Annotated in this window: 22 protein-coding genes; 7 read left to right on the top strand and 15 right to left on the bottom strand. The window is 71.7% G+C overall.

Features of this window, described 5'->3' with window-relative positions; genetic code table 11:
* Positions 1 to 9 precede the first annotated feature (9 nt).
* On the bottom strand, positions 10 to 864 hold the full coding sequence (locus ABD140_RS00445) for an NAD(P)-dependent oxidoreductase (RefSeq protein ID WP_344235410.1): 855 nt from the start codon (positions 862 to 864) through the stop codon (positions 10 to 12).
* A 196-nt stretch (positions 865 to 1060) separates the two neighbouring features.
* Between ABD140_RS00445 and nhaA the strand changes: the two genes are divergently transcribed.
* From nhaA to ABD140_RS00430, 3 genes are all read left to right on the top strand, one after another.
* Entirely contained in the window at positions 1061 to 2290 is a 1230-nt protein-coding gene (gene nhaA / locus ABD140_RS00440; RefSeq protein WP_344235408.1) for a Na+/H+ antiporter NhaA, read from the top strand.
* A 98-nt stretch (positions 2291 to 2388) separates the two neighbouring features.
* Positions 2389 to 3717, top strand: a complete 1329-nt coding sequence (locus ABD140_RS00435) for a TrkH family potassium uptake protein (protein ID WP_344235406.1) — start codon at positions 2389 to 2391, stop codon at positions 3715 to 3717.
* The gene (locus ABD140_RS00430; protein WP_344235404.1) at positions 3710 to 4369 is read left to right on the top strand and encodes a potassium channel family protein; all 660 of its coding nucleotides are present in this window, start codon (positions 3710 to 3712) and stop codon (positions 4367 to 4369) included. The genes ABD140_RS00435 and ABD140_RS00430 overlap by 8 nt, the downstream gene beginning before the upstream one ends.
* 57 nt (positions 4370 to 4426) lie before the next feature.
* On the opposite strand, the gene ABD140_RS00425 is transcribed toward ABD140_RS00430, so the two are convergent.
* The 12 genes from ABD140_RS00425 to ABD140_RS00370 all read right to left on the bottom strand — a co-directional run bounded on the left by ABD140_RS00425 (position 4427) and on the right by ABD140_RS00370 (position 15597).
* Complete coding sequence (locus tag ABD140_RS00425; protein WP_344235402.1) at positions 4427 to 4831, bottom strand: metal-sulfur cluster assembly factor; 405 nt, start codon at positions 4829 to 4831, stop codon at positions 4427 to 4429.
* The gene (gene sufU / locus ABD140_RS00420; RefSeq protein WP_344235400.1) at positions 4828 to 5292 is read right to left on the bottom strand and encodes a Fe-S cluster assembly sulfur transfer protein SufU; all 465 of its coding nucleotides are present in this window, start codon (positions 5290 to 5292) and stop codon (positions 4828 to 4830) included. Before sufU ends, ABD140_RS00425 begins: the two co-directional genes overlap by 4 nt.
* Positions 5293 to 5296: 4 nt before the next feature.
* Positions 5297 to 6559: a cysteine desulfurase gene (locus tag ABD140_RS00415; protein ID WP_344235398.1), complete on the bottom strand. Its 1263-nt coding sequence runs from the start codon at positions 6557 to 6559 to the stop codon at positions 5297 to 5299.
* A gap of 3 nt (positions 6560 to 6562) precedes the next feature.
* Entirely contained in the window at positions 6563 to 7309 is a 747-nt protein-coding gene (sufC, locus tag ABD140_RS00410; protein WP_344235396.1) for a Fe-S cluster assembly ATPase SufC, read from the bottom strand.
* Between the two features lies 1 nt (position 7310).
* The gene (locus tag ABD140_RS00405; protein ID WP_106402712.1) at positions 7311 to 7643 is read right to left on the bottom strand and encodes a non-heme iron oxygenase ferredoxin subunit; all 333 of its coding nucleotides are present in this window, start codon (positions 7641 to 7643) and stop codon (positions 7311 to 7313) included.
* Entirely contained in the window at positions 7640 to 8764 is a 1125-nt protein-coding gene (gene sufD / locus ABD140_RS00400; protein WP_344235392.1) for a Fe-S cluster assembly protein SufD, read from the bottom strand. Before sufD ends, ABD140_RS00405 begins: the two co-directional genes overlap by 4 nt.
* The gene (sufB, locus tag ABD140_RS00395) at positions 8764 to 10176 is read right to left on the bottom strand and encodes a Fe-S cluster assembly protein SufB (RefSeq protein ID WP_344235390.1); all 1413 of its coding nucleotides are present in this window, start codon (positions 10174 to 10176) and stop codon (positions 8764 to 8766) included. The genes sufD and sufB overlap by 1 nt, the downstream gene beginning before the upstream one ends.
* Positions 10173 to 10916, bottom strand: a complete 744-nt coding sequence (locus tag ABD140_RS00390) for a helix-turn-helix transcriptional regulator (protein WP_344235388.1) — start codon at positions 10914 to 10916, stop codon at positions 10173 to 10175. Before ABD140_RS00390 ends, sufB begins: the two co-directional genes overlap by 4 nt.
* Positions 10917 to 10996: 80 nt before the next feature.
* Positions 10997 to 11914: a universal stress protein gene (locus ABD140_RS00385; RefSeq protein ID WP_344235386.1), complete on the bottom strand. Its 918-nt coding sequence runs from the start codon at positions 11912 to 11914 to the stop codon at positions 10997 to 10999.
* A complete protein-coding gene (locus tag ABD140_RS00380) occupies positions 11904 to 13340 on the bottom strand; it encodes an amino acid permease (RefSeq protein ID WP_344235384.1) in 1437 nt (478 codons plus the stop codon). The genes ABD140_RS00385 and ABD140_RS00380 overlap by 11 nt, the downstream gene beginning before the upstream one ends.
* 33 nt (positions 13341 to 13373) lie before the next feature.
* Complete coding sequence (locus ABD140_RS00375; protein WP_344235382.1) at positions 13374 to 14615, bottom strand: arginine deiminase; 1242 nt, start codon at positions 14613 to 14615, stop codon at positions 13374 to 13376.
* 70 nt (positions 14616 to 14685) lie between these two features.
* On the bottom strand, positions 14686 to 15597 hold the full coding sequence (locus ABD140_RS00370) for a F0F1 ATP synthase subunit gamma (RefSeq protein WP_344235380.1): 912 nt from the start codon (positions 15595 to 15597) through the stop codon (positions 14686 to 14688).
* Positions 15598 to 15752: 155 nt separating this feature from the next.
* On the opposite strand from ABD140_RS00370, the gene ABD140_RS00365 reads away from it, so the two are divergent.
* From ABD140_RS00365 to ABD140_RS00350, 4 genes are read left to right on the top strand one after another with little or no spacing between them, the layout of a single operon-like run.
* Positions 15753 to 16667: an ABC transporter ATP-binding protein gene (locus ABD140_RS00365; RefSeq protein ID WP_344235378.1), complete on the top strand. Its 915-nt coding sequence runs from the start codon at positions 15753 to 15755 to the stop codon at positions 16665 to 16667.
* Entirely contained in the window at positions 16664 to 17440 is a 777-nt protein-coding gene (locus tag ABD140_RS00360; protein WP_344235376.1) for an ABC transporter permease, read from the top strand. Before ABD140_RS00365 ends, ABD140_RS00360 begins: the two co-directional genes overlap by 4 nt.
* Positions 17431 to 18342: an EamA family transporter gene (locus ABD140_RS00355; RefSeq protein ID WP_344235374.1), complete on the top strand. Its 912-nt coding sequence runs from the start codon at positions 17431 to 17433 to the stop codon at positions 18340 to 18342. Before ABD140_RS00360 ends, ABD140_RS00355 begins: the two co-directional genes overlap by 10 nt.
* A gap of 41 nt (positions 18343 to 18383) precedes the next feature.
* Positions 18384 to 19373, top strand: a complete 990-nt coding sequence (locus tag ABD140_RS00350) for a COX15/CtaA family protein (protein WP_344235372.1) — start codon at positions 18384 to 18386, stop codon at positions 19371 to 19373.
* On the opposite strand, the gene ABD140_RS00345 is transcribed toward ABD140_RS00350, so the two are convergent.
* Both ABD140_RS00345 and ABD140_RS00340 read right to left on the bottom strand, forming a co-directional pair.
* Positions 19370 to 20560: a PrsW family intramembrane metalloprotease gene (locus ABD140_RS00345; RefSeq protein ID WP_344235370.1), complete on the bottom strand. Its 1191-nt coding sequence runs from the start codon at positions 20558 to 20560 to the stop codon at positions 19370 to 19372. The two genes, ABD140_RS00350 and ABD140_RS00345, sit on opposite strands and share 4 nt — an antisense overlap.
* Positions 20561 to 20611: 51 nt before the next feature.
* A complete protein-coding gene (locus ABD140_RS00340; protein ID WP_344235368.1) occupies positions 20612 to 21592 on the bottom strand; it encodes a heme o synthase in 981 nt (326 codons plus the stop codon).
* Positions 21593 to 21684: the final 92 nt, after the last annotated feature.

Here is a 21684-nt window from a genome sequence, read left to right as displayed (position 1 = left end):
CCTCCGGCCTCAGGAGAAGGAGGCGTAGTAGGAGGCCGCCATGTCCTCGGCCGCGTGGCCCGCGGCCGCGGCCTTGCGGAAGCGCTCGGCGCCCGCGGCGACGAGGGGGAGGCTGATGCCCGCCTCCTCGGCGGCGGCCAGGATGAGCTCGGTGTCCTTCTCGGCGGTCCTGACCGCGAAGCTGGGGGTGAAGTCGCGCGAGCGGATCGCCGCGGCCTTCAGGTGCAGGTAGCCGGCGTCCAGGCCGCCGCCCGAGACGGCGTCCAGGAAGTCGTCGGGATCGACGTCGAGCGCCTCGGCCAGCGAGATGGTCTCGGCCACGCCGTGGTTGAGCACGAGCACCCAGTTGTTGATCACGAGTTTGAGGCGGGTCGCGCGGCCCGGCTCGGTGCCGACCCAGAGCGCCTTGCGGCCGATCGCCCGGAAGACCGGGTCCAGCGGGGCGCGGGCCTGCTCCGGCCCGGCGGCCAGGACGACGAGCTCGCCCTTCTCGGCGGGCTGCCTGGTGCCCAGGACGGGGGCGTCCACGTAGACGATGCCGTTCTCCCGGGCGAAGTCCGCCAGGACGGGGGCGTCGTCGAGCGCGGCCGTGGACGACTGCATCCACAGCGTGCCGGACCGCAGCTCCGGCGCGGCCTCCCGCATGACCGCGAGCGCCGTCTTCCCGTCGAACAGCGCGGTCTGCACCACCTCGGCGCCCGCGACCGCCCCGCCCGGCGTGTCCATGACCACGGCGCCGTCCTCGGCCAGCGGCGCCGCCTTGTCCCGCGTCCTGTTCCACACCCGCACCCGGTGCCCCGCGCGCACCAGGTTGCGCGCCATGGCCCCGCCCATGATCCCGGTGCCCAGTACCGCCACTTCCATGGCCGCCACCCCCCTTTCCCGGACCCTTCCCTAGATCACGTCAGATGACACGAAAGGCCCGAGCCGTTACGCTGGGGAGAGAAGTGCCCTTCCGGGATGCCCTCCAGGCGCCCCCGCGGGGATAGGTGTGCCGGGAAGTCTGGTCGGCGATGCCATCGGCTATGGCCGTATCGACCACCAGAGACCGGGTTCTTCCATGCGCCTTCCCTTCCTCAAGTCCGCCCGAACGCCCATCGATGACGAGGGCGACGGCCGCCGGAGAGGCGACCTGGGCGAGTTCCTGCGCGAGGAGACCACCGGCGGGCGCCTGCTGCTCGCCGCGACCCTCGTGGCACTGCTGTGGGCCAACCTCGCGCCCGGGACCTACGAGCGGCTCTGGGGCCTGGAGTTCGGCCCCCACTGGGCGCACCTGCACCTGTCGCTCTCCCACTGGGTGGCGGACGGGCTGCTGGCCGTCTTCTTCTTCGTCGCGGGCATGGAGGTCAAGCGCGAGCTGACCGTGGGCGAGCTGGCCGGCTGGAAGGCCGCCGCGCTCCCATTGCTGGCGGCCGCCGGCGGCATGCTGATGCCCGCGCTGATCTCCCTGGGCGTCTCCCGCGGCGCGACCGCCGAGGGCGGGGCCTGGGCCATCCCGGTGGCCACCGACATCGCCTTCGCCCTGGGCGTGCTGGCGCTGGCGGGCTCGGCGCTGCCCAGCGGGGTGCGCGTCCTGCTGCTGTCCATGGCCGTGATCGACGACCTGGGCGCCATCGCGCTCATCGCCGTCCTGTTCACCAAGGGTTTCGGCCTGCTGTGGTTCCTGGCCGGGATCGCCCTGTGCGGCCTCTACTGGCTGGCCCACCGCCGCCGGTGGACGCCTCCGGCACTGATGATCCCGCTGGCGCTGGCGGCCTGGGTCTGCATCCACGCCAGCGGCGTGCACGCCACCGTCACCGGCATCCTGCTGGGCCTGCTCACCCCGGTGGTCGCCCGCGCGGGCGAGGAGGAGTCGGCCGCCGAGCGGCTGGAGCACCGGCTGCACCCGCTCTCGGCGGGGTTCATCGTGCCGCTGTTCGCCTTGGCGGCCGCCGGGATCGGCCTGGGCTCGCTCGGCGACACCGTCCGCGACCCGATCGCCCAGGGCGTCTTCTTCGGGCTGCTGGTCGGCAAGGTGGTGGGCGTGTTCGGCGGCGCCTGGCTGGCCGTGCGGCTGCGGCTGGGCGAGCTGCCCGGCGGGATCGGCTGGGCCGACGTGCTGCCGGTGGCGGTCCTGGCCGGCATCGGGTACACCGTCTCCCTGCTGGTCTCCCAGCTGACGAACGACGATCCGGACGCCGTGGCCCGCTCCTCCACCGCGGTGCTGGCCGCCTCGTTCCTGGCCTCCCTGCTGGCCCTGGTCCTGCTGCGGATCCGGACCCGCGCCCATCACGAGGGCTCTTCCTCCTGATCCGGAACGTCGGTGATTGTTGATACCTTCGTCGCCGACAGTTCGAAGGGGGAGACCGTGACACCGGTACTGGCCAGGGCCGACGGGCCGGTCTGACGATGCCGGTCCTCAGACATCCGGCGCAGATCATCGTCGGCGGGTTCGCGATCGCGATCCTCATCGGGACGCTCCTGCTCATGCTGCCGGTCGCGACCACCGACGAGGCCGCGGCCACCCCGCTGACCGCGCTGTTCACCGCGACCTCGGCGATCTGCGTGACCGGTCTGGTCGTGGTGGACACCGAGACCCACTGGTCCACGTTCGGCGAGATCGTGCTCATGGCGCTGTTCCAGGTGGGCGGGCTCGGCATCATGACGCTGGCCACCCTGTTCGCGCTGCTGGTCTCCGGCCGGGTGGGGCTGCGCGCCCGGCTGCTCGCCCAGGCCGAGACCAAGACGTTGTCGGCCTCGGACGTGCGGCGCGTGGTGCGCAATGTGGTGATCTTCAGCCTGGTGTCGGAGGTGCTGCTCACCTCGGTCCTGACGCTGCGCTTCCTGCTGGGCTACGGCGAGGGCTTCGGCCGCGCCTTCTACCTGGGCGCCTTCCACGCGGTCTCGGCGTTCAACAACGCCGGGTTCGCCCTGTGGCCCGACAGCCTCGTGCGGTTCGCCTCCGACCCCTGGATCTGCCTGCCGATCGCGCTCGCCGTGGTGATCGGCGGCCTGGGCTTCCCCGTGGTGTTCGAGCTGGCGCGCTCCTGGCGGCGGCCGAGCCGCTGGTCGGTGCTGACCAGGATCACCCTGGGCGTGACGGTCACGCTGCTGGCGCTGGGCACCGCCACCTTCACCGTCTTCGAGTGGGGCAACCCCGGTACCTTCGGCGCCCTGCCCGAGTCCCGGCGGGTGATGGCCGGCTTCTTCACCGCGGTCATGCCGCGCTCGGGCGGGTTCAACCTCATCGACCTCAACGAGATGCGCTCGGAGAGCTGGCTGGTCACCGACATCCTCATGTTCATCGGCGGCGGCAGCGCCGGCACCGCCGGCGGGATCAAGGTCACCACCTTCGGGCTGCTGGCCTTCGTCATCTGGGCCGAGCTGCGCGGCGAGGACCAGGTCAACGTCGGCCACCGCAGGGTGCCCGGCTCGGTGCAGCGCCAGGCCCTGACGATCGCGCTGCTGGGCGTCGGGCTGGTGGCCGCGGGCACCTTCCTGCTGCTGACGATCTCCCAGCTGACCCTGGAGCGGGCGGCCTTCGAGGTGATCTCGGCGTTCGGCACCGTCGGGCTGTCCCTGGGCGCCACCACCACGATCCCCACCTCGGGGCAGGCCATGCTCGTGGCGCTGATGTTCATCGGCAGGGTGGGGCCCGTCATGCTCTTTTCCGCGCTGGCCATGCGGGAACGTACCCGTCATTACGAACTACCCGAGGAGCGACCGATCGTTGGCTGACAGAGACAACCTCCCCGTCGTGGTCATCGGCCTCGGCCGGTTCGGCAGCTCGCTGGCGCTGGAGCTGACCCGGCTGGGCACCGAGGTGCTGGCGATCGACCACCGGCCCAAGATCGTGCAGTCGCTGGCGGGCGAGATCACCCAGATCGTCACCGCCGACGCCACCGACCTGCAGGCCCTCCACCAGCTGGGCATCCCCGACTTCCAGCGCGCCATCGTGGCCATCGGCAGCGACATCGAGGCCAGCATCCTCACCACCTCCCTGCTGGTGGAGGTGGGCGTGGAGAACATCTGGGCCAAGGCCATCAGCCGCCAGCACGGCCGCATCCTGGAGCGCATCGGCGCCACCCACGTGGTCCTGCCCGAGCACGACATGGGCGAGCGCGTCGCCCACCTGGTCAGCGGCCGGATGCTCGACTACGTGCAGATCGACCCGGACTTCGTCCTGGTCAAGACCCACCCGCCCCGCGAGCTCGTCGGCGTCCCCCTCGCCGAGACCCGCCTGCGCCGCAAGTACGGCGTCACCATCGTCTGCGTCAAGAGCAAGGGCGAGGACTACACCTACGCCACCCCCGACACCGTCCTGCAGTACGGCGACATCATCCTCGTCGTGGGCCCCACCTCCAAGGTCGAGCGCTTCACCGCCCTGTGAGACGGCGGAACCCCGGCCCTTCGCGAGGAAGGACCGGGGTCCGGTGGCGCGGATCCGTCAGACGTTGAAGCCGAGGGCGCGCAGCTGCTCGCGGCCGTCTTCGGTGATCTTGTCGGGGCCCCACGGCGGCAGCCACACCCAGTTGATCTTGAGCTCGTCGACGAGGTCGGCGGTGGCGCTCTGCGCCTGGTCCTCGATGACGTCGGTGAGCGGGCAGGCGGCGCTGGTGAGCGTCATGTCGACGGTCAGCAGCCGGTGGCCGTCCTGCTCGGCGAGGTTGACGCCGTAGACCAGGCCGAGGTCGACGACGTTGATGCCCAGCTCGGGGTCGACGACGTCGCGCAGGGCCTCGAGGATCTGCTCCTCCTCGTCGGAGCCGCCGGTCAGGGCGTCCAGGACCGCCTCCTCCGACGCCGCGTCAGCGGCCGAAGCGGCGGCGGTCTCCGCCTTGATCTCGCTCATGGTGTCCTCTCCAGGGTCTGGGCGGTCGCGTCCTTCCAGGCCATCCAGCCGAGCAGGGCGCACTTGACGCGGGCGGGGTACTTGGAGACGCCGGCGAAGGCGACCGCGTCCTCCAGGACGTCCTCGTCGGGCTCCAGCTCGCCCCGCGACTGCATGAGCGCCAGGAACTCCTCGCTCAGGCGCATCGCGTCCTTGACGGTGCGGCCGATGATCAGCTCGGTCATGACCGAGACGCTGGCCTGGCTGATCGAGCAGCCCTGCCCCTCGTAGGAGACGTCCGCGATCAGGGAGTCCTCGCCGCCGGCGCCCTCGCCGTCCAGGTGCACCCGCAGGGTGACCTCGTCGCCGCAGGTCGGGTTCACATGGTGCACCTCGGCCTCGTACGGCTCCCGCAGCCCGCGATGCTGCGGGTTGCGGTAGTGGTCCAGGATGATCTCCTGGTACATCGATTCCAGCTGCACTGTCTCAGACCGTCCCGAAGAACTTCTGCGCCTTGCGGATGCCCTCGACGAGGGCGTCCACCTCACTCAGGGTGTTGTACACGTAGAACGACGCACGGGTGGTCGCGGGTATTCCGTACCGGCGGCACAGCGGCCACGCGCAGTGGTGGCCGACCCGCACCGCGATGCCCTGGTCGTCCAGGACCTGGCCCACGTCGTGCGGGTGGATGTCCGCCACGACGAAGGCGACCGTGGCGCCGCGGGCCGCGGTGTCGGCCGGGCCGATGAGCCGCACCCCCGGCAGCGAGCCGACCTGCTCCAGGGCGTAGGCGGCCAGGGCGTGCTCGTGCTCGACCACCTTGTCCATGCCCAGCGCGCTCAGGTAGTCGCAGGCGGCGGCCAGGCCGACCGCCTGGGCCGTCACCGGCACCCCCGCCTCGAACCGCTGCGGCGGCGGCGCGTACGTGGAGTGCTCGAGCTGCACGATCTCGATCATCGAGCCGCCGGTGATGAACGGCGGCATCGACTCCAGCAGCTCGCGGCGGCCCCACAGGACGCCGATGCCCAGCGGGCCCAGCATCTTGTGGCCGGAGAAGACCAGGAAGTCCGCGCCCAGCTCGGCCACGTCCACCGGCAGGTGCGGGACCGACTGCGCCCCGTCCACCAGGACGAAGGCGCCGAACCGGTGCGCCCGCTCGGCGATCTCCTTGACCGGGTTGACCGTGCCCAGCACGTTGGACTGCTGGGTGAGCGCCACCAGTTTGGTGCGCTCGCCGATCAGCTCCTCGATGTTCGACAGGTCGAGCCTGCCGTCATCGCTCAGCCCGAACCAGCGCAGCTTCGCGCCGGTGCGCCGGCACAGCTCCTGCCACGGCACGAGGTTGGCGTGGTGCTCCATCTCGGTGACCACGATCTCGTCGCCGGGGCCCACCCGGAAGCGCTCGGCCTCCGGCCCGAAGGTCGCGGCGTTGCTCAGCGAGTAGGCCACCAGGTTGATCGCCTCGGTCGCGTTCTTGGTGAACACGACCTCGCCGGCCGGGGCGCCGATGAAGTGCCCGATGGTGGCGCGGGCCGCCTCGAAGGCGTCCGTGGCCTCCTCGGCCAGCAGGTGCGCGCCACGGTGGACGGCGGCGTTGTGCCGCTCGTAGAAGGCGCGCTCGGCGTCCAAGACCTGGCGCGGCTTCTGCGAGGTCGCGCCGGAGTCCAGGTACACCAGCGGGTGACCGTTCCGGACCGTGCGGTCCAGGATCGGGAAGTCCTTCCTGATCTCCTCCGACAGCAGGGCCATGGCTCAGACGCCCGCCTTCGTGTACTTCTCGTAGCCCTCGGCCTCGAGCTCGTCGGCCAGCTCGGGGCCGCCCGCCGCGACGATGTGGCCGTCGGCGAAGACGTGCACGAAGTCCGGCTTCACGTACCGCAGGATGCGGGTGTAGTGGGTGATGAGCAGGACGCCGGTCTCGCCGGCGGCGCTGAAGCGGTTGACGCCCTCGGAGACGACCTTGAGCGCGTCGACGTCGAGGCCGGAGTCGGTCTCGTCCAGCACCGCGATCTTCGGCTTGAGCATCTCCAGCTGGAGGATCTCGTGGCGCTTCTTCTCACCGCCGGAGAAGCCCTCGTTGACGCTGCGCTGCGCGAACGCCGGGTCCATCTGCAGCTCGGCCATGCGCTCCTTGAGCTCCTTGGAGAACAGCCGGAGCTTGGGCGCCTCGCCCCGCACCGCGGTGACGGCGGTGCGCATGAAGTTGGACACCGAGACCCCGGGGACCTCCACCGGGTACTGCATCGCCAGGAACAGCCCGGCGCGCGCCCGCTCGTCCACCTCCATCGCCAGGACGTCCTCGCCGTCCAGGGTGACGGAGCCGGACGTCACGGTGTACTTCGGGTGGCCCGCGATGGCGTAGGCCAGAGTGGACTTGCCGGACCCGTTCGGGCCCATGATGGCGTGCGTCTCCCCCGCCTTCACCGTCAGGTTGACGCCCTTGAGGATCTCCTTGTCGGCGACCGTCACGTGCAGGTCGCGGATCTCCAGCGTGGCCATGTCAGGACTCCCCATATTCGGACGGCTCGTCGAGGTTCACATAGACCCCGCCGTCCTCGATCTTCACTCGGTAGGTGGGCACCGCCTGCGTCGCGGGCGGGCCGGTGGGCTTGCCGGTGCGCAGGTCGAAGCAGGACCCGTGCAGCCAGCACTCCAGTGTGCCGTTGTAGACCTCGCCCTCGGACAGGGCGACGGCGGCGTGCGAGCACAGGTCGTTCATCGCGTAGACCTCGCCGCCGGACCTCACCACCACGACGGGCGTGCCGTCGATGTCGGCGGCCAGCGGCGCCTCGTCGGGCAGCTCGGCCAGCGGGCAGACCTTCACGAAGCTCATTTGGCGAGCTCCACGTCGATCGCCGCCTCCACCCGCTCACGCACCTCTTCGACCTCGATCTGCTGCACCAGCTGGCCCAGGAAGCCGCGCACGACCATGCGCTTGGCCTCGGCGGCCGGGATGCCGCGGGCCTGGAGGTAGAACAGCTGCTGGTCGTCCAGGCGGCCCGACGCCGAGGCGTGGCCCGCGCCGGCGACCTCGCCGGTGAGGATCTCCAGGTTCGGCACGGAGTCCACCCGGGTGCCGTCGGTCAGCACCAGGTTGCGGTTGAGCTCGTAGGTGTCGGTGCCCTCGGCCTCGGCGCGGATGACGACGTCGCCGATCCACACGGCGTGCGCGTCCTCGCCCTGCAGCGCGCCCCGGTAGTCCACCCGGGAGCGGCAGTCGGGCACCGAGTGGTCGGCCAGCAGGCGGTGCTCCAGGTGCTGCCCGGCGTCCACGAAGTACACGCCGTACAGCTCGGCGTCGCCGCCCTGCCCGTGGTAGGAGACCGACGGGCGGATGCGCACCAGGTCGCCGCCGAGGGTGACGTTGAAGCCCTTGAAGCTCGCGTCCTTGGCCAGGTGGGCGTGCTGGTGGGAGACGTGCACCGCGTCGGCGCGCCACTCCTGCAGCGAGAGCACCTTCAGCGAGGCCTGCTCGCCGACGATGAACTCCACGTTGTCGGCGTAGACGGCCGATCCGGTGTGGTCCAGGACCACGGTGGCCGAGCCGAACGCCTCGACGATCACCGTGAGATGGCCGTAGGCGGCCTGCTCGGCGCCCTCGCCGCGCAGGCGCACGGTGATCGGCCGCTCCACGGACGCCTCCCGCGGCACGGTGATCACCGTGGCGGTGGTGAAGGAGCTGTAGGCCTGCGCGGAGATCCGGTCGGTCGGGGTGTAGCCGGAGCCGACCCGCGGGTCGTCCCGCCCGACGGACTCCACGCGCACCCCGGGGTCGGCGTTGACCTCGACGACGACCTTGCCGTCGCCGGCGGCGGTGCCGTCGTGCAGGCCGCGCAGGCGGCTCAGCGGCGTGAACCGCCACTCCTCCTCGCGGCCGGTCGGCACCGCGAAGTCCGCGACATCGTAGGACGCCTTCTCCGACAGGGTGGAGACAGGCTTGACATCCAGGCCCATCAGCCGACGGCCCCTTCCATCTGCAGTTCGATGAGCCGGTTGAGCTCGAGTGCGTATTCCATCGGCAGCTCCCGCGCGATCGGCTCCACGAACCCGCGGACGATCATCGCCATGGCCTCGTCCTCGGTCATGCCGCGGCTCATGAGGTAGAAGAGCTGGTTCTCCGAGACCTTGGAGACGGTGGCCTCGTGGCCCATCTCCACGTCGTCCTCGCGGACGTCGACGTAGGGGTAGGTGTCGGAGCGGGAGATCTGGTCGACCAGCAGCGCGTCGCACTTGACCGTGGACTTGCTGTGCTCGGCGCCCTCCTGGACCTGGACCAGCCCGCGGTAGGAGGTGCGGCCTCCGCCGCGCGCCACCGACTTGGAGATGATCGAGGAGGAGGTGTGCGGGGCGCAGTGCACCATCTTGGCGCCCGCGTCCTGGTGCTGGCCCTCGCCGGCGAAGGCGATGGACAGGGTCTCGCCCTTGGCGTGCGGCCCCATCAGGTAGATCGCCGGGTACTTCATGGTGACCTTGGAGCCGATGTTGCCGTCGACCCACTCCATGGTGGCGCCCTCGTAGGCCACGGCCCGCTTGGTCACCAGGTTGTAGACGTTGTTCGACCAGTTCTGGATCGTGGTGTAGCGGCAGCGGCCGCCCTTCTTCACGATGATCTCGACCACGGCCGAGTGCAGCGAGTCGGACTTGTAGATCGGCGCGGTACAGCCCTCGACGTAGTGGACGTAGGCGTCCTCGTCGACGATGATCAGGGTCCGCTCGAACTGGCCCATGTTCTCGGTGTTGATCCGGAAGTACGCCTGGAGCGGGATCTCCACGTGCACGCCCTTGGGGACGTAGATGAAGGACCCGCCGGACCACACCGCGGTGTTCAGCGCGGCGAACTTGTTGTCGCCGACCGGGATCACCGAGCCGAAGTACTCCTGGAACAGCTCCGGGTGCTCGCGCAGCCCGGTGTCGGTGTCCAGGAAGACGACGCCCTTCTCCTCGAGGTCCTCACGGATCTTGTGGTAGACGACCTCGGACTCGTACTGGGCCGCGACACCCGCGATCAGCCGCTGCTTCTCCGCCTCGGGGATGCCCAGCTTGTCGTAGGTGTTCTTGATGTCCTCGGGAAGGTCCTCCCAGGACTCCGCCTGCTTCTCGGTGGAGCGGACGAAGTACTTGATGTTGTCGAAGTCGATCTCCGACAGGTCCGACCCCCACGTGGGCATGGGCTTCTTGCCGAAGAGCCGCAGTCCCCTCAGGCGGAGGTCGAGCATCCACTCGGGCTCGTTCTTCTTCGCCGAGATGTCGCGGACGACGTCTTCGGAGAGGCCGCGTTTGGCCGCGGCTCCCGCCGCGTCCGAGTCGGCCCAGCCGTACTTGTAATTGCCCAGACCCTCGAGCTCGGGGTTGGCTGCCGTAGTCATAGGGAGATCCCTCCGGACTCCTCGTCAATTGCCTTGACCGGTGAAACGTGGGTGGTGCAGACGCCGTCGCCATGGGCGATGGTCGCCAGCCGCTGCACCGGGGTGTCGAGCATCCGCGCGAAGGCCTCGGTCTCGGCCTCGCACAGCTGGGGGAACCGCGCGGCCACGTGCGCGACCGGGCAGTGGTGCTGGCACAGCTGGATGCCGCCCAGGAGACCGGGGCCCTTGCCGGCCGAGGCCGCGTACCCGTCCGCCGACAACGCCTCGACCAGCGCGTGGACCCGCTCCCGTGGGGGCAGGGCGCGCAGCCGCGGGGCGTAGCGGGCCTCGAGGTCGGCGAGCTGGCGCCGCGCGAACTCCGACACCGCGTGCTCTCCGACCGTCTCGGCCAGGAAGCTCAGCGCGCTCGCGGCCAGGTCGTCGTAGGCGTGGACGAACGCGGTGCGGCCCTGGTCGGTGATCGCGAAGAGCTTGGCGGGGCGGCCCCGCCCCCGGGACGCCGTCGGGCGGGCCCGGCGGGTCTCGATCATGCCCTCTTCGAGCAGCGCGTCGAGGTGCCTGCGCACCGCCGCCGGGGTGAGCCCGAGCCGTTCGCCCAGTGCGGACGCCGTCACCGGCCCGTGTTCGAGGATGAGCCGCGCCACGCGGGCGCGGGTGTCACGCTCGGCCCGGGGCACGCCGGAACCGGCCGCGGCGTCGGCCGCGCGGCCTGCCGCTCCGGGAGGCGATGACTCGGGCATGTTTTTCACAACATCAGTGTGCCGTAATTCCTTCCGCCGACACAAACAGAGATGCGTAATCCGCCTCACGCAGGCAAGCCTTACCTAACGTCGGCCTTGCCCCGCCGGGGGACGACCATGACGGGGCAGGGCGCGGATCGGACGATCTTCAGCGACATGTCGCCCATGAAGACGCGGCGCAGCGGGCCGGCCTCGCTGGAGGAGCAGACCAGCAGCTCGCCCTGGGTCCAGTCGGCCCCGCTCACCGCGTGGGCGGCGTCCCAGCCGGTGGCCACCGCGGTCAGGACGTCGCGCCCCCGCAGCGAGCCGCGCACCGTCTCCCGAACGGCGTTCGCGGCGTCGGCGAGATCGCTCTCCAGCGCCTCGACGAGCCGGTGCAGCTGCTCCTCGGCCAGGGCCGCCGCCCTCCCCCCGGCCGAGGGGCCCACCGCAAACGTCAGCAGCCGCAGCGGGACGCCGTGCCGGACCGCGATGGCCGCGGCCGCCTCCACCGCGGCCATCGCCCCGGGACGGCGCACGTAGGCGGCCGTCACCCGGTCGAAGCCCGTGCGGTCCCGGTCGGCGTAGCCCTTGGGCGCGATGAGGACCGGCAGGTGCGAGCCGTGCAGCAGCTGGTCGGCGGTGCTGCCCAGGGAGATGCCGGTGCGGGACCCGCCGGGGGCCGAGCCGATGACGATCACCGCGGTCTCGACGCCGGCGGCCAGCGCCGCCAGGCCCTTGCCGCTGCCCCGGTCCTCCACCGGCGGCAGCGCCCCGGCCGTCACGCCCCGCGCCGCCGCCAGCTCCACGCCCTCCTCCAGCGCCCGCAGGGCGCGGTCCTGCAGGTAGCTCTCCCATTCGGCGTCCACCGAGCCCGGGCCCCGGGCCGGCCAGGCGGGCGGGCGCACGTGCCCCACCAGGAGCCCGCCGCCCCCCGCCGCGGCGCTCACCCCCAGGGCGACGGCGTCCGCGCCGCGGCGGTCGGCCACGTATCCGACGAGGATCTTCTCACCGGGCATCGGAGACCTCCTCCGGCCGCCGCAGCCGCGAGTGCCTCCGGCTGTAGGCGAAGTAGAACACCAGGCCCACCGCGATCCACAGGCCGAACACCATCCAGGTGACCGGCCGCAGCCCGCGCATCACGTAGAGGCAGAAGAAGACGCCGAGGACCGGGGTGAGCGGATACAGCGGGGCCCGGAAGGAGCGCGGCAGGTCGGGCCGGGTGCGGCGCAGCACGATCACGCCCGCGTTGACCAGCGCGAAGGCGAAGAGGGTGCCGATACTGGTGGCGTCGGTGAGGTGGTCCAGCGGGACGAGCGCGGCCAGCACCGACACGAACACCCCGACCATGATCGTGTTGGCCGCCGGGACGGAGTACCTGGGGTCGACCCTCTCGAAGATCCGCGGGATCAGGCCGTCCCGGGACATCGCGAACAGGATGCGGGTCTGCCCGTACAGGACGGTCAGCACCACGCTGGTGATCGCCACGACCGCGCCCGCCGACAGCAGCAGCGACGGCCAGGTCGCGCCCGTGACGTCGGCCAGGATCGCCGAGAGCGACGCCTCGGTGTCGCCGGTGAGCTCCTGCCAGGGCATCGCCCCCACCGAGGCCAGCGCCACCAGCGCGTACATCGCGGTGACGATCGCCAGGGACAGCACGATCGCCAGCGGCAGGTCGCGGCGCGGGTTCTTGGCCTCCTCGCCCGCGGTGGAGGCGGCGTCGAAGCCGATGTAGGAGAAGAACACCTGGGCGCCCGCCGCGCTCACCCCCGCCATGCCCAGCGGCAGGAACGGCTCCAGGTTGCCCGACTCGAACCCGGTGAAGGCGACCGCGCAGAAGAAGAGCAGCAGGGCGATCTTGAAGAAGACCATGAAGGTGTTGACCCTGGCGCTCTCGGAGGCGCCGCGCAGCAGCACCAGTGTCATCGCCGCCACCACCAGCACCGCCGCCAGGTTGAGCACCCCGCCCTTGTCCGGCGCCTGCGACCAGGCGTGCGGGATGGTGAACCCGAACGCCTTGGCCAGGAAGTCGTTGAGGTACTGCGCCCAGCCGACCGCCACCGCCGAGACCGACACCCCGTACTCCAGCAGCAGGCACCAGCCGCACACCCAGGCCACCAGCTCGCCCATCGTGGCGTAGGTGTAGGAGTAGCTCGAACCCGAGACGGGGATCGTCCCGGCCAGCTCGGCGTAGGACAGGGCCGAGAACAGCGCGGTCACCGCCGACAGCAGGAACGCCAGCACCACCGCCGGGCCCGCCAGCGGGGTGGCCTCCCCCATCACCACGAAGATCCCGGTGCCCAGGGTGGCGCCGACGCTGAAGAAGGTCAGCTGGACCAGGCCCATGGAGCGGCGCAGGCGGCCGCCCTCGCCCCCGCCGCCCTCGCCGACGATCAGGTCGACCGGCTTGGTGCGCCACAGGCTGTGCCAGAAGGTCGTTGCCATGCGGGTCCCCCCGAAACCGCAGGCGCAGCGGGGCTACCCGTCGCGTTCCATCGGACAGGACATGCAGCGGGGCCCGCCCCTGCCGCGGCCCAGCTCGCTGCCGCGGATGGTGAGCACCTCGATGCCCTTCTTGCGCAGGAAGTTGTTGGTCGTGGTGTTGCGCTCGTAGGCCACGACCACGCCCGGCTCCAGCGTGAGGACGTTGCAGCCGTCGTCCCACTGCTCGCGCTCGGCCGACAGGACGTCCTGGGTGGCGGTGTAGACCTCGATCTCGTCGATGCCGATCGCCCGGCCGATGGCCTTGTGCATGTCCTCGGGCGGGTGGTCGGTGACCTTCAGCTCCCGCTCGTTGTCGCCGGGCTCCACGGTGTAGGAGGCGAGCATCCCCATGCCCGCGTACTTGGTGAAGACGCCGGGGGCGATGTTGGTCATGACGGTGTCCAGGTGCATGAACACCCGTGCCTTCGGCATGTCCAGCGCGACGATCTTCCGCGCGGCCCCGGCCTGGAAGAGGCGCCGCGCCAGCATCTCCACCGCCTGGGGCTGGGTGCGCTCGCTCATGCCCACCAGGACCGCGCCGTCGCCGAGCACCAGGATGTCGCCGCCCTCGATGGTGGCCGGGGCCATGGGGCTGCCGTGGTTCCAGACGTGGAAGCCGCCGTCTTCGGGACGGTCGTAGCCGCCGGCGAACAGGGGGTGCCAGCGGTAGATCGCCTCCATGATCACCGTCTCGCGGGTCCGGGCCTTGCGCCGCATCACGTTGATGGACAGGCCGTCGTAGATCCAGCAGGAGGTGTCGCGGGTGAACAGGAGGTTGGGCAGCGGGGGCAGGACGAACCCGTCGGGGTCCATGGAGTGGAAGGCGATCGACTTGGGCTCGGCGATGCGCAGCAGCAGCTCGCGCTTGGTGATGCCGCCGGTCAGCGTCAGCGCCAGCTCCGGGCCGGGCAGCGCCTCCAGCGCCGCCCAGATCGCGTCGGTGGCCAGCGGGCCGAACCAGCGCTCGTCCACCACCCTGCCCAGGATGTGCTTGCGCGCGTCGGGGATCTCCACGGTCTGGCGCAGCAGGTCCATCAGGAGGTGGACCTCGATCCCCCGGCCCTGCATGAGCCGGCGGAACTCGTCGTGCTCCTCGCCGGCGCGCTCGACCCACAGCACGTCGTCGAAGAGCAGGTCGTCCTTGTTGGACGGGGTGAGCCGCTTGAGCGCGAGGTCGGGGCGGTGCACCAGCACCCGCCGGAGCGCGCCCGTCTCGGAATCGACGTGGAACGTCATGCGATCGCCATGCCTGCCTCCCTGGTCCGGCATGATCGGCTTCCCCGGCCGCGATCACCGCGAAACGCCCTCATTCGGTGTCGGCGCCCATCTCGGCCAGCGCGTTGGCGCCGCCCACGATGTCGCTCAGCTCGTTGGTGATCTCGGCCTGGCGCGCCTCGTTGGCGCGGCGGCTCAGCTTGAAGATCAGCTCCTGGGCGTTCTCGGTGGCGGCCATCATCGCCTGCCTGCGGGCGGCGTGCTCGGAGGCCGCCGACTCCAGCAGCATGTTCCAGATCCTGCCGTGCACGTACTGGTGGATCAGCGCGTCCAGCACGTCGCCCACCGAGGGCTCGAAGTCGTGCGAGGCCGCCACGCCGCCCTCGGGCAGCGCCTCGACCTCCTCGACCTCCAGCGGCAGGATGCGGCGCACGGTCGTCCGCTGCGTGATCATCGAGACGAACTGCGTGTAGACGACGTGCACCTCCCCGACGCCGCCCTCCTCGTCGGGCGTCTCGAAGGCCTCGACGAGCAGGCGGCCGATCTCGGCGGCCAGCGCGTAGGAGGGCTCGCCGGACCGCCCGGTCCACTGGCCCGCCAGGGGGCGCCTGTTGAACAGGAAGTTGTCGACGCCGCGGCGGCCGCAGACGTAGTAGACCGGCTCCTTGCCCTCGGCGGCCAGCAGCTCCGACAGCTGGCGGCCGGCCCGCAGCACGTTGCTGTTGTAGCCGCCGCAGAAGCCGCGGTCGCTGGTCACCAGCAGGACCGCCGCCCGCGTGGCGCCGGGCTTGCGGTCGAGCAGCGGGTGGTCGACGTGGGCGTTGTGCGTCAGCAGCGCGCTGACCGCCCGGGTGATCTGGCGCGCGTACGGCACCGAGGCCGCCTGGCGCGCCTGCGCCTTGGTGATCTTGGAGGTGGCGATCAGCTCCTGCGCCCTGGTGATCTTGGCCGTGGAGCGGATGGACCTGATGCGGCTCCGCAACTGCCTGAGTTCTGCCCCCATGACTGCACGATGCCCGACGAACGCCGCACCGGTCACCGAACCGGCGGAGAATTGCACGCCGGCTTACCGGCCTCCTCACTTTCTTTACCCGCGGGGAGCCGTCGGGCCGCCACCCGCGGCAGGGCCCCCGTCCACCCGGCCCTAGACTCGTGACCATGGCAGCGCCCCCCGCACTCGAGATCACCGGCCTGGTCAAACGCTACGGAACGGCCACCGCGGTGGACGGGCTGTCCCTCACCGCCGCCCGCGGCGAGGTCACCGCGCTCCTGGGTCCCAACGGGGCGGGCAAGACCAGCACGATCGAGATCTGCGAGGGCTTCCGCTCCCCCGACGCCGGCACCGTCCGTGTCCTCGGGCTCGACCCGCGCGACCGGGCGCTCAAGGCGCGCATCGGGGTGATGCCGCAGACCGGCGGGGTACCCGGCACCGCGCGCGCCGGGGAGTTCCTGCGGCTCATGGCCGCCTTCCACCGCGACCCGCTGGACCCGGACGCGCTGATGGAGCGGCTCGGCCTCACCGCGCACGCGCGCACCCCCTACCGGCGCATGTCCGGCGGCCAGCAGCAGCGGCTGTCCCTGGCCGCCGCGCTGGTCGGCAGGCCCGAGCTGGTCTTCCTCGACGAGCCCACCGCCGGGCTCGACCCGCAGGCCCGGCACGCCACCTGGGAGCTGGTGGGCGAGCTGCGCGCCGCGGGCGTCGCGGTGCTGCTGACCACCCACTTCATGGACGAGGCCGAGCAGCTCGCCGACCGCGTCGTGATCGTCGACCACGGCCGCGTCGTCGCCGAGGGCACCCCCGCCGAGCTGACCGGCGCCGAACGCCAGCTGCGCTTCCGGGCGCGGCCCGGCCTCGGCCTGGACGAGCTGCTCAGCGCGCTGCCCGTCGGCAGCGCCGCCAAGGAGTCGCCGGCCGGGCACTACCTCGTCGAGGGCGACGTGCGCCCCGAGCTGCTGGCCACCGTCACCGCCTGGTGCGCGGCGCACGGCGTGCTCGCCGAGGACCTGCGCATCGAGCGGCGCACCCTGGAAGACGTGTTCCTCGAACTGACCGGCAGGGAGCTGCGGGGATGACCACCAAGAGCGTCCTGGACCTGACCCCGCGGCCCGCGGCCGCCCCGCTGCCGGCGATGATCGCCGCGCAGACCTCCTACGAGGTCAAGGGCGTGCTGCGCAACGGCGAACAGCTGCTGCTGACGCTGGTCATCCCGGTGTTCCTGCTGGTGCTGTTCAGCGTCACCAGCCTGCTGGACCTGGGCTCCGGCGCGCGGGTGGACTTCCTGGCCCCCGGCATCATCGCGCTGGCGGTCATGTCGACCGCCTTCACCGGCCAGGCCATCGGCACCGGCTTCGAGCGCCGCTACGGGGTGCTCAAGCGCCTGGGCGCCACGCCGCTGCCCCGCGCCGGCCTGATCGGCGCCAAGACCCTGACGGTGGTGCTCATCGAGCTCCTCCAGGTGGCCGTCATCACCGCGGTCGCCCTCGCCCTGGGCTGGAGCCCCGCGGGCAACCCCGCCGCCGCGCTCCTGGCCGTGCTGCTGGGCACCGCCGCCTTCAGCGGCTTCGGGCTGCTCATGGCCGGCACCCTGCGCGCCGAGGCCACCCTGGCGGCCGCCAACCTGGTGTACATCCTGCTGCTGCTCCTGGGCGGCGTGGTCTTCCCGCTGAGCAAGTTCCCCGAGGCGATGCGCCCGGTCCTGGAGTACCTGCCGATCACCGCCCTCACCGAGGCGCTGCGCGCCGTCCTGGCCGACGGCGCCGCCCTGCCCGGCCGGGAGCTGCTCGTCCTTGCCGTCTGGGCCGTCGCGGGCCTGGCGCTGGCCGCCCGGTTCTTCCGATGGGAGTGACCGGGTCCGCCGCTCCCGCCCGCCTGGGACTGGGCCTGGGGAGCATGCCGCCCTCCCTGCTGGTGCTGGGCGGGATCGTCTCGGTGCAGGCCGGGGCGGGCATCGCCAAGGGCATGTTCGACCGGGTCCCGCCCACCGTGGTGGTGGTGATGCGGCTGCTGGTGGCCGCCCTCGTCGTGGGGTTCCTGGCCCGCAGGGCGCTGCGGCGGGTGCGGCGCGACCACGGCGTGCGGGACCTGGGCGCCGCGGCGGGCCTGGGTCTGTCGCTGGCGCTGATGAACTTCTCGATCTACCAGTCGATCCAGCAGATCCCGCTGGGCGTCGCGGTCACCATCGAGTTCCTCGGCCCGCTGCTGGTGTCGGTGGTCGCCTCGCGGCGCGCACTGGACCTGCTGTGGGCGTTCCTGGCCTTCGGCGGGGTGGTGCTGCTGGCGCGGAGCGACGGCGACATCACCCTCTCCGGGGTGCTGTGGGCGCTGCTGGCGGCCGTGGGCTGGGCCTCCTACATCCTCTTCGCCGCCGCCACGGGCAAGCGGATCCCCGGCAGCACGGGGCTGGCGTTGGCCAGCGCCGTGGCGACCGTCGTGATGCTGCCGATGGGCCTGCACGCGCTCGGCGAGGCGGGCGGCCCCGAGATCCTCACCCCCGCCGTGCTGGCGATGGGGCTGGGGGTGGGGCTGCTGTCCTCGGTGGTGCCCTACACGCTGGAGCTGGAGGCGCTGCGGCGCATCCCGCAGCGGGTCTTCGGCATCCTCATGAGCGCCGAGCCCGCGGTGGCGGCGCTGATCGGCGTGGTGCTGCTCGGCGAGTTCCTCGCGCCCGCCCAGTGGGCGGCCGTCGGCGCGGTGATCATCGCCTGCGCGGGCGCCACGCTCACCGCCCGGGACGCCGCCGGAACCTGACCCGGATCGGACCACCGGCGAGGCGGTCCTACGATGAGGCCGTGGCTGTGACGACCCCTGAGAACAAGACCTCCCTGCTGCTCAAGGCCAGGGACGCGGTCTGGAATCCCACCCCCGCATCACTGCGGTTCCTCGCCCTGCTGGGCGTGGTCACCAACGCGGGGATCATCCTCACCGGCGCGGCCGTCCGGCTCACCAAGTCGGGCCTGGGCTGCCCGACGTGGCCCAAGTGCACCGGCGACAGCCTGCTGCCGCACGCCTCGCCCGAGCACTCGCCGGTCAACATGGCCATCGAGTTCGGCAACCGGACCCTGACCTTCCTGGTGCTGGCCGTCGGGTTCGCCGTCTACATCGCGGCCCGCCGGCTCTCCCCCAACCGGCCGGACCTGACGAGGCTGGCGGTGTGGCAGCCGATCGGCGTCGTCTTCCAGGCCCTGGTGGGCGGCCTCACCGTGCTGACCAAGCTGCACCCGACCATGGTCTCCCCGCACTACCTGTTCTCCATCGCGCTGATCTTCGTGGCGCTCCTGCTGTACGTGCGCGCCGGGGAGGGCGACGGGCCCGTCGAGCGGAGGGTCGACCCGCTGGTGCACCGGCTCACCCTGGCGCTGGTCGGGGTGGTCGTCGCCGTCCTGGTCGTCGGCACGTTCGTCACCGGCTCCGGGCCGCACGCGGGCGACGCCGAGGCCACCCGCCTGCCCTTCCCGATCGTGGACATCACCCGCGCCCACTCGCTCCTGGCCTGGGTGACCGTCGCCCTGACCGCCGCGCTGCTCGTCCTGCACCGCAGGACCGGCGCCCCCGCCGGGGTCCGCCGGGCCGGGAACGTCCTGCTCGGCACCATCCTGCTGCAGGGCCTCATCGGCTACGTGCAGTACTTCCTGGGCGTCCCCGAGCTCCTGGTCGCCGCGCACGTGCTCGGCTCGGCCCTGCTGTGGATCGCCACCCTGAACCTCCTGTACGCCGGGCGCGTCCGGCCCGTCGTGGAAGACTCCGCGGCGGCCTCCCCGGCCGTGCGGACCACCGCCTAGCCGGGCGGCGGGGCGAACCCCGAGGGGCCCCAGGGGGGCGGGGCCGCCGGGCCCGCCGGGATGCGGCTGATGGCCAGCGCCTGGCGGGCCACGACCATCAGCCGCAGCAGCTCGCCGCGGCGGCGGGCGAAGAACGGGACGTCGATCACCCCGTTGTCCATGCGCCGGTGCAGCAGGACCAGCTCGGTGGCGGCCAGCTGGTAGTCGCTCATCGCGCGGGCCGCGCCCTTGCCGCCGATGGAGCGCGCCCAGCGGCGCGCCTCGCGGCGCAGCGGGATGCGGCCCAGCATCACGATGTCCTGCGGCGTGACCAGGCCGGTGTGCAGGTAGCCCGGCAGGTAGTGGCCGATCTGGCGGACCAGCGTGCGGCGCTCCAGGAAGACCAGGGTGAGCAGCACGACGAGCAGGACGAAGTTCAGCGCGTAGACGACCGCCAGCCCGCCGGCGCCCATCAGGGTGCCGGCGTTCCACAGCGCGTGCAGCAGCATGGCCGCCAGCAGCCCCAGCACCAGCGCGGTGACCCGGCCGGTGCGCCGGTTGGCCGCGTACGCCACGCCCAGGCCCGTCATGGCGGTGAACAGCGGGTGGCAGAAGGGCGCGACCACGCCGCGCAGCACGAACACCGCCTCCAGCCGCTGGGTGCCGCCGCCGTCCAGCGCCTGCAGGTAGTAGGAGACGTTCTCCATCATCGCGAAGCCCAGCGCGACCATCGCCGCGTAGACGAAACCGTCGGTGACGCCGTCGATCTCGTTGCGGCGGAACCACAGCAGGACGAACAGGACGGCGCCCTTGAGGGCCTCCTCCACCACGGGCGCGCCCGCCACCGTGGTCCAGAACCTGCCCTGGTCGCCGAAGACCGGCTCGGTGACGTACTTCAGGCCGAGCGTGTTGAGGACGAGCGCGCCCAGCACCGCCACGCCCGCCCCCCACAGGAAGGCGAAGACCAGGTCGCGGGTGGGCTCGGGCTCCAGGCGGTCCAGCAGCAGCACCGCCGCGACCATGATGGGCACCGGCAGGACCGCCAGGCCCACGCAGACGAAGAAGTTCGCCCCGCCCCCCAGCAGGGCGAACAGGACCAGGGCCGTCAGCGCGCACAGCGAGGTGACGACCATGCCGACCATCAGCTTGATCGAAGGCCGTCCGGGCGTGCGGCCCGCCAGGATCGCCTGCGGATCAAGGGTCGTCATGCGGTGAGCGTAGTCGAGCGGGCACGGGGGCGTTAAGCCCGAGAAGCCCGGTCACTGGAAGAGGAAGTCGACCGCCACGGCGGTGAACAGCAGCGCCAGGTAGCTGTTCGACAGGTGGAAGAAGCGCATCGGCCGCAGCAGGGCGCCGGTCAGGCCGCGGTTGACCCGGGCCAGCAGGCGGTGCCCCTCGAGCAGGAAGACCGCGCCCAGCAGCAGCGCGACCGCGCCGTAGACCGGGGTCAGGCCCGCCACGGGCCACAGCAGCAGCGAGCACAGCACGGTGGCCCAGGTGTAGACCAGGCTCTCCACCACGACCCGCTTCTCCCCCGCCACCACCGGCAGCATGGGGATCCCGGCCAGGGCGTAGTCCTCGCGGTAGCGCATGGCCAGCGTCCATGTGTGCGGCGGCGTCCACAGGAAGACCACGCCGAAGAGCACGAACGGGGCCCAGGCCAGGGAGCCGGTGACGGCGGCCCAGCCGATGAGGACGGGCATGCAGCCGGCGATGCCGCCCCACACCACGTTCTGCTTGGTGCGCCGCTTGAGCAGCAGCGAGTAGACGAAGACGTAGAAGAGGATGGCGCCGACCGACAGGGCCGCGGCCAGGGTGTTGACCGTGAGCAGGAAGCCAGCCGTGGAGATCACGCCGAGGGCCACGCCGAACACCAGGGCGGCGCGCGGGCTCACCTGGTGGCGGGCGAGCGGGCGGCGGCGGGTGCGGCGCATCTTGGCGTCGATGTCGCGGTCGATGAAGCAGTTGACGGCGTTGGCGCTGCCGGCCGACATCGTGCCCCACAGCAGGGTGAACAACACCAGGCCGAGGTCGGGCACACCCTTGGCGGCCAGGAACATCACCGGTAGCGTGGTGATCAGCAGAAGTTCGATGACCCGCGGCTTGGTCAGGGCCACGTAGGCCTTGATCCGGGCGCCGAGCGTACGGGCCTGGCCGTCGTCCGTGAGAAGGGCGGCGGGCGGATCCGCTTCGAGCTCGACACCGGTCGTGCCGCCGAGCCGGTTACTGAGCACCGTCACAACTGGGAAGCCTTCTGGTGAGGGAAATCATCATGCCGCGGACGCCCCTTGCGGCCGCGCCCTCACTGTAGTCCCGACCTGGGGGGGACCCG

This window comes from Actinocorallia libanotica (assembly GCF_039525175.1).
In the GTDB taxonomy this organism is placed as follows: Bacteria; Actinomycetota; Actinomycetes; order Streptosporangiales; family Streptosporangiaceae; genus Actinocorallia; species Actinocorallia libanotica.
Note: the sequence above shows the minus strand (reverse complement) of the source record. Positions and strands in the feature narration are given on the sequence as shown.

Bases quoted from the DNA above. Each gene is read 5' to 3' on its own strand.
- ABD140_RS00445 (WP_344235410.1), bottom strand. From the start codon at position 864: ATGGAAGTGGCGGTACTGGGCACCGGGATCATGGGCGGGGCCATGGCG.
- nhaA (WP_344235408.1), top strand. From the start codon at position 1,061: ATGCGCCTTCCCTTCCTCAAGTCCGCCCGAACGCCCATCGATGACGAG.
- ABD140_RS00435 (WP_344235406.1), top strand. From the start codon at position 2,389: ATGCCGGTCCTCAGACATCCGGCGCAGATCATCGTCGGCGGGTTCGCG.
- ABD140_RS00425 (WP_344235402.1), bottom strand. From the start codon at position 4,831: ATGAGCGAGATCAAGGCGGAGACCGCCGCCGCTTCGGCCGCTGACGCG.
- ABD140_RS00415 (WP_344235398.1), bottom strand. From the start codon at position 6,559: ATGGCCCTGCTGTCGGAGGAGATCAGGAAGGACTTCCCGATCCTGGAC.
- sufC (WP_344235396.1), bottom strand. From the start codon at position 7,309: ATGGCCACGCTGGAGATCCGCGACCTGCACGTGACGGTCGCCGACAAG.
- ABD140_RS00405 (WP_106402712.1), bottom strand. From the start codon at position 7,643: ATGAGCTTCGTGAAGGTCTGCCCGCTGGCCGAGCTGCCCGACGAGGCG.
- sufD (WP_344235392.1), bottom strand. From the start codon at position 8,764: ATGGGCCTGGATGTCAAGCCTGTCTCCACCCTGTCGGAGAAGGCGTCC.
- sufB (WP_344235390.1), bottom strand. From the start codon at position 10,176: ATGACTACGGCAGCCAACCCCGAGCTCGAGGGTCTGGGCAATTACAAG.
- ABD140_RS00390 (WP_344235388.1), bottom strand. From the start codon at position 10,916: ATGCCCGAGTCATCGCCTCCCGGAGCGGCAGGCCGCGCGGCCGACGCC.
- ABD140_RS00385 (WP_344235386.1), bottom strand. From the start codon at position 11,914: ATGCCCGGTGAGAAGATCCTCGTCGGATACGTGGCCGACCGCCGCGGC.
- ABD140_RS00380 (WP_344235384.1), bottom strand. From the start codon at position 13,340: ATGGCAACGACCTTCTGGCACAGCCTGTGGCGCACCAAGCCGGTCGAC.
- ABD140_RS00375 (WP_344235382.1), bottom strand. From the start codon at position 14,615: ATGACGTTCCACGTCGATTCCGAGACGGGCGCGCTCCGGCGGGTGCTG.
- ABD140_RS00370 (WP_344235380.1), bottom strand. From the start codon at position 15,597: ATGGGGGCAGAACTCAGGCAGTTGCGGAGCCGCATCAGGTCCATCCGC.
- ABD140_RS00365 (WP_344235378.1), top strand. From the start codon at position 15,753: ATGGCAGCGCCCCCCGCACTCGAGATCACCGGCCTGGTCAAACGCTAC.
- ABD140_RS00360 (WP_344235376.1), top strand. From the start codon at position 16,664: ATGACCACCAAGAGCGTCCTGGACCTGACCCCGCGGCCCGCGGCCGCC.
- ABD140_RS00355 (WP_344235374.1), top strand. From the start codon at position 17,431: ATGGGAGTGACCGGGTCCGCCGCTCCCGCCCGCCTGGGACTGGGCCTG.
- ABD140_RS00345 (WP_344235370.1), bottom strand. From the start codon at position 20,560: ATGACGACCCTTGATCCGCAGGCGATCCTGGCGGGCCGCACGCCCGGA.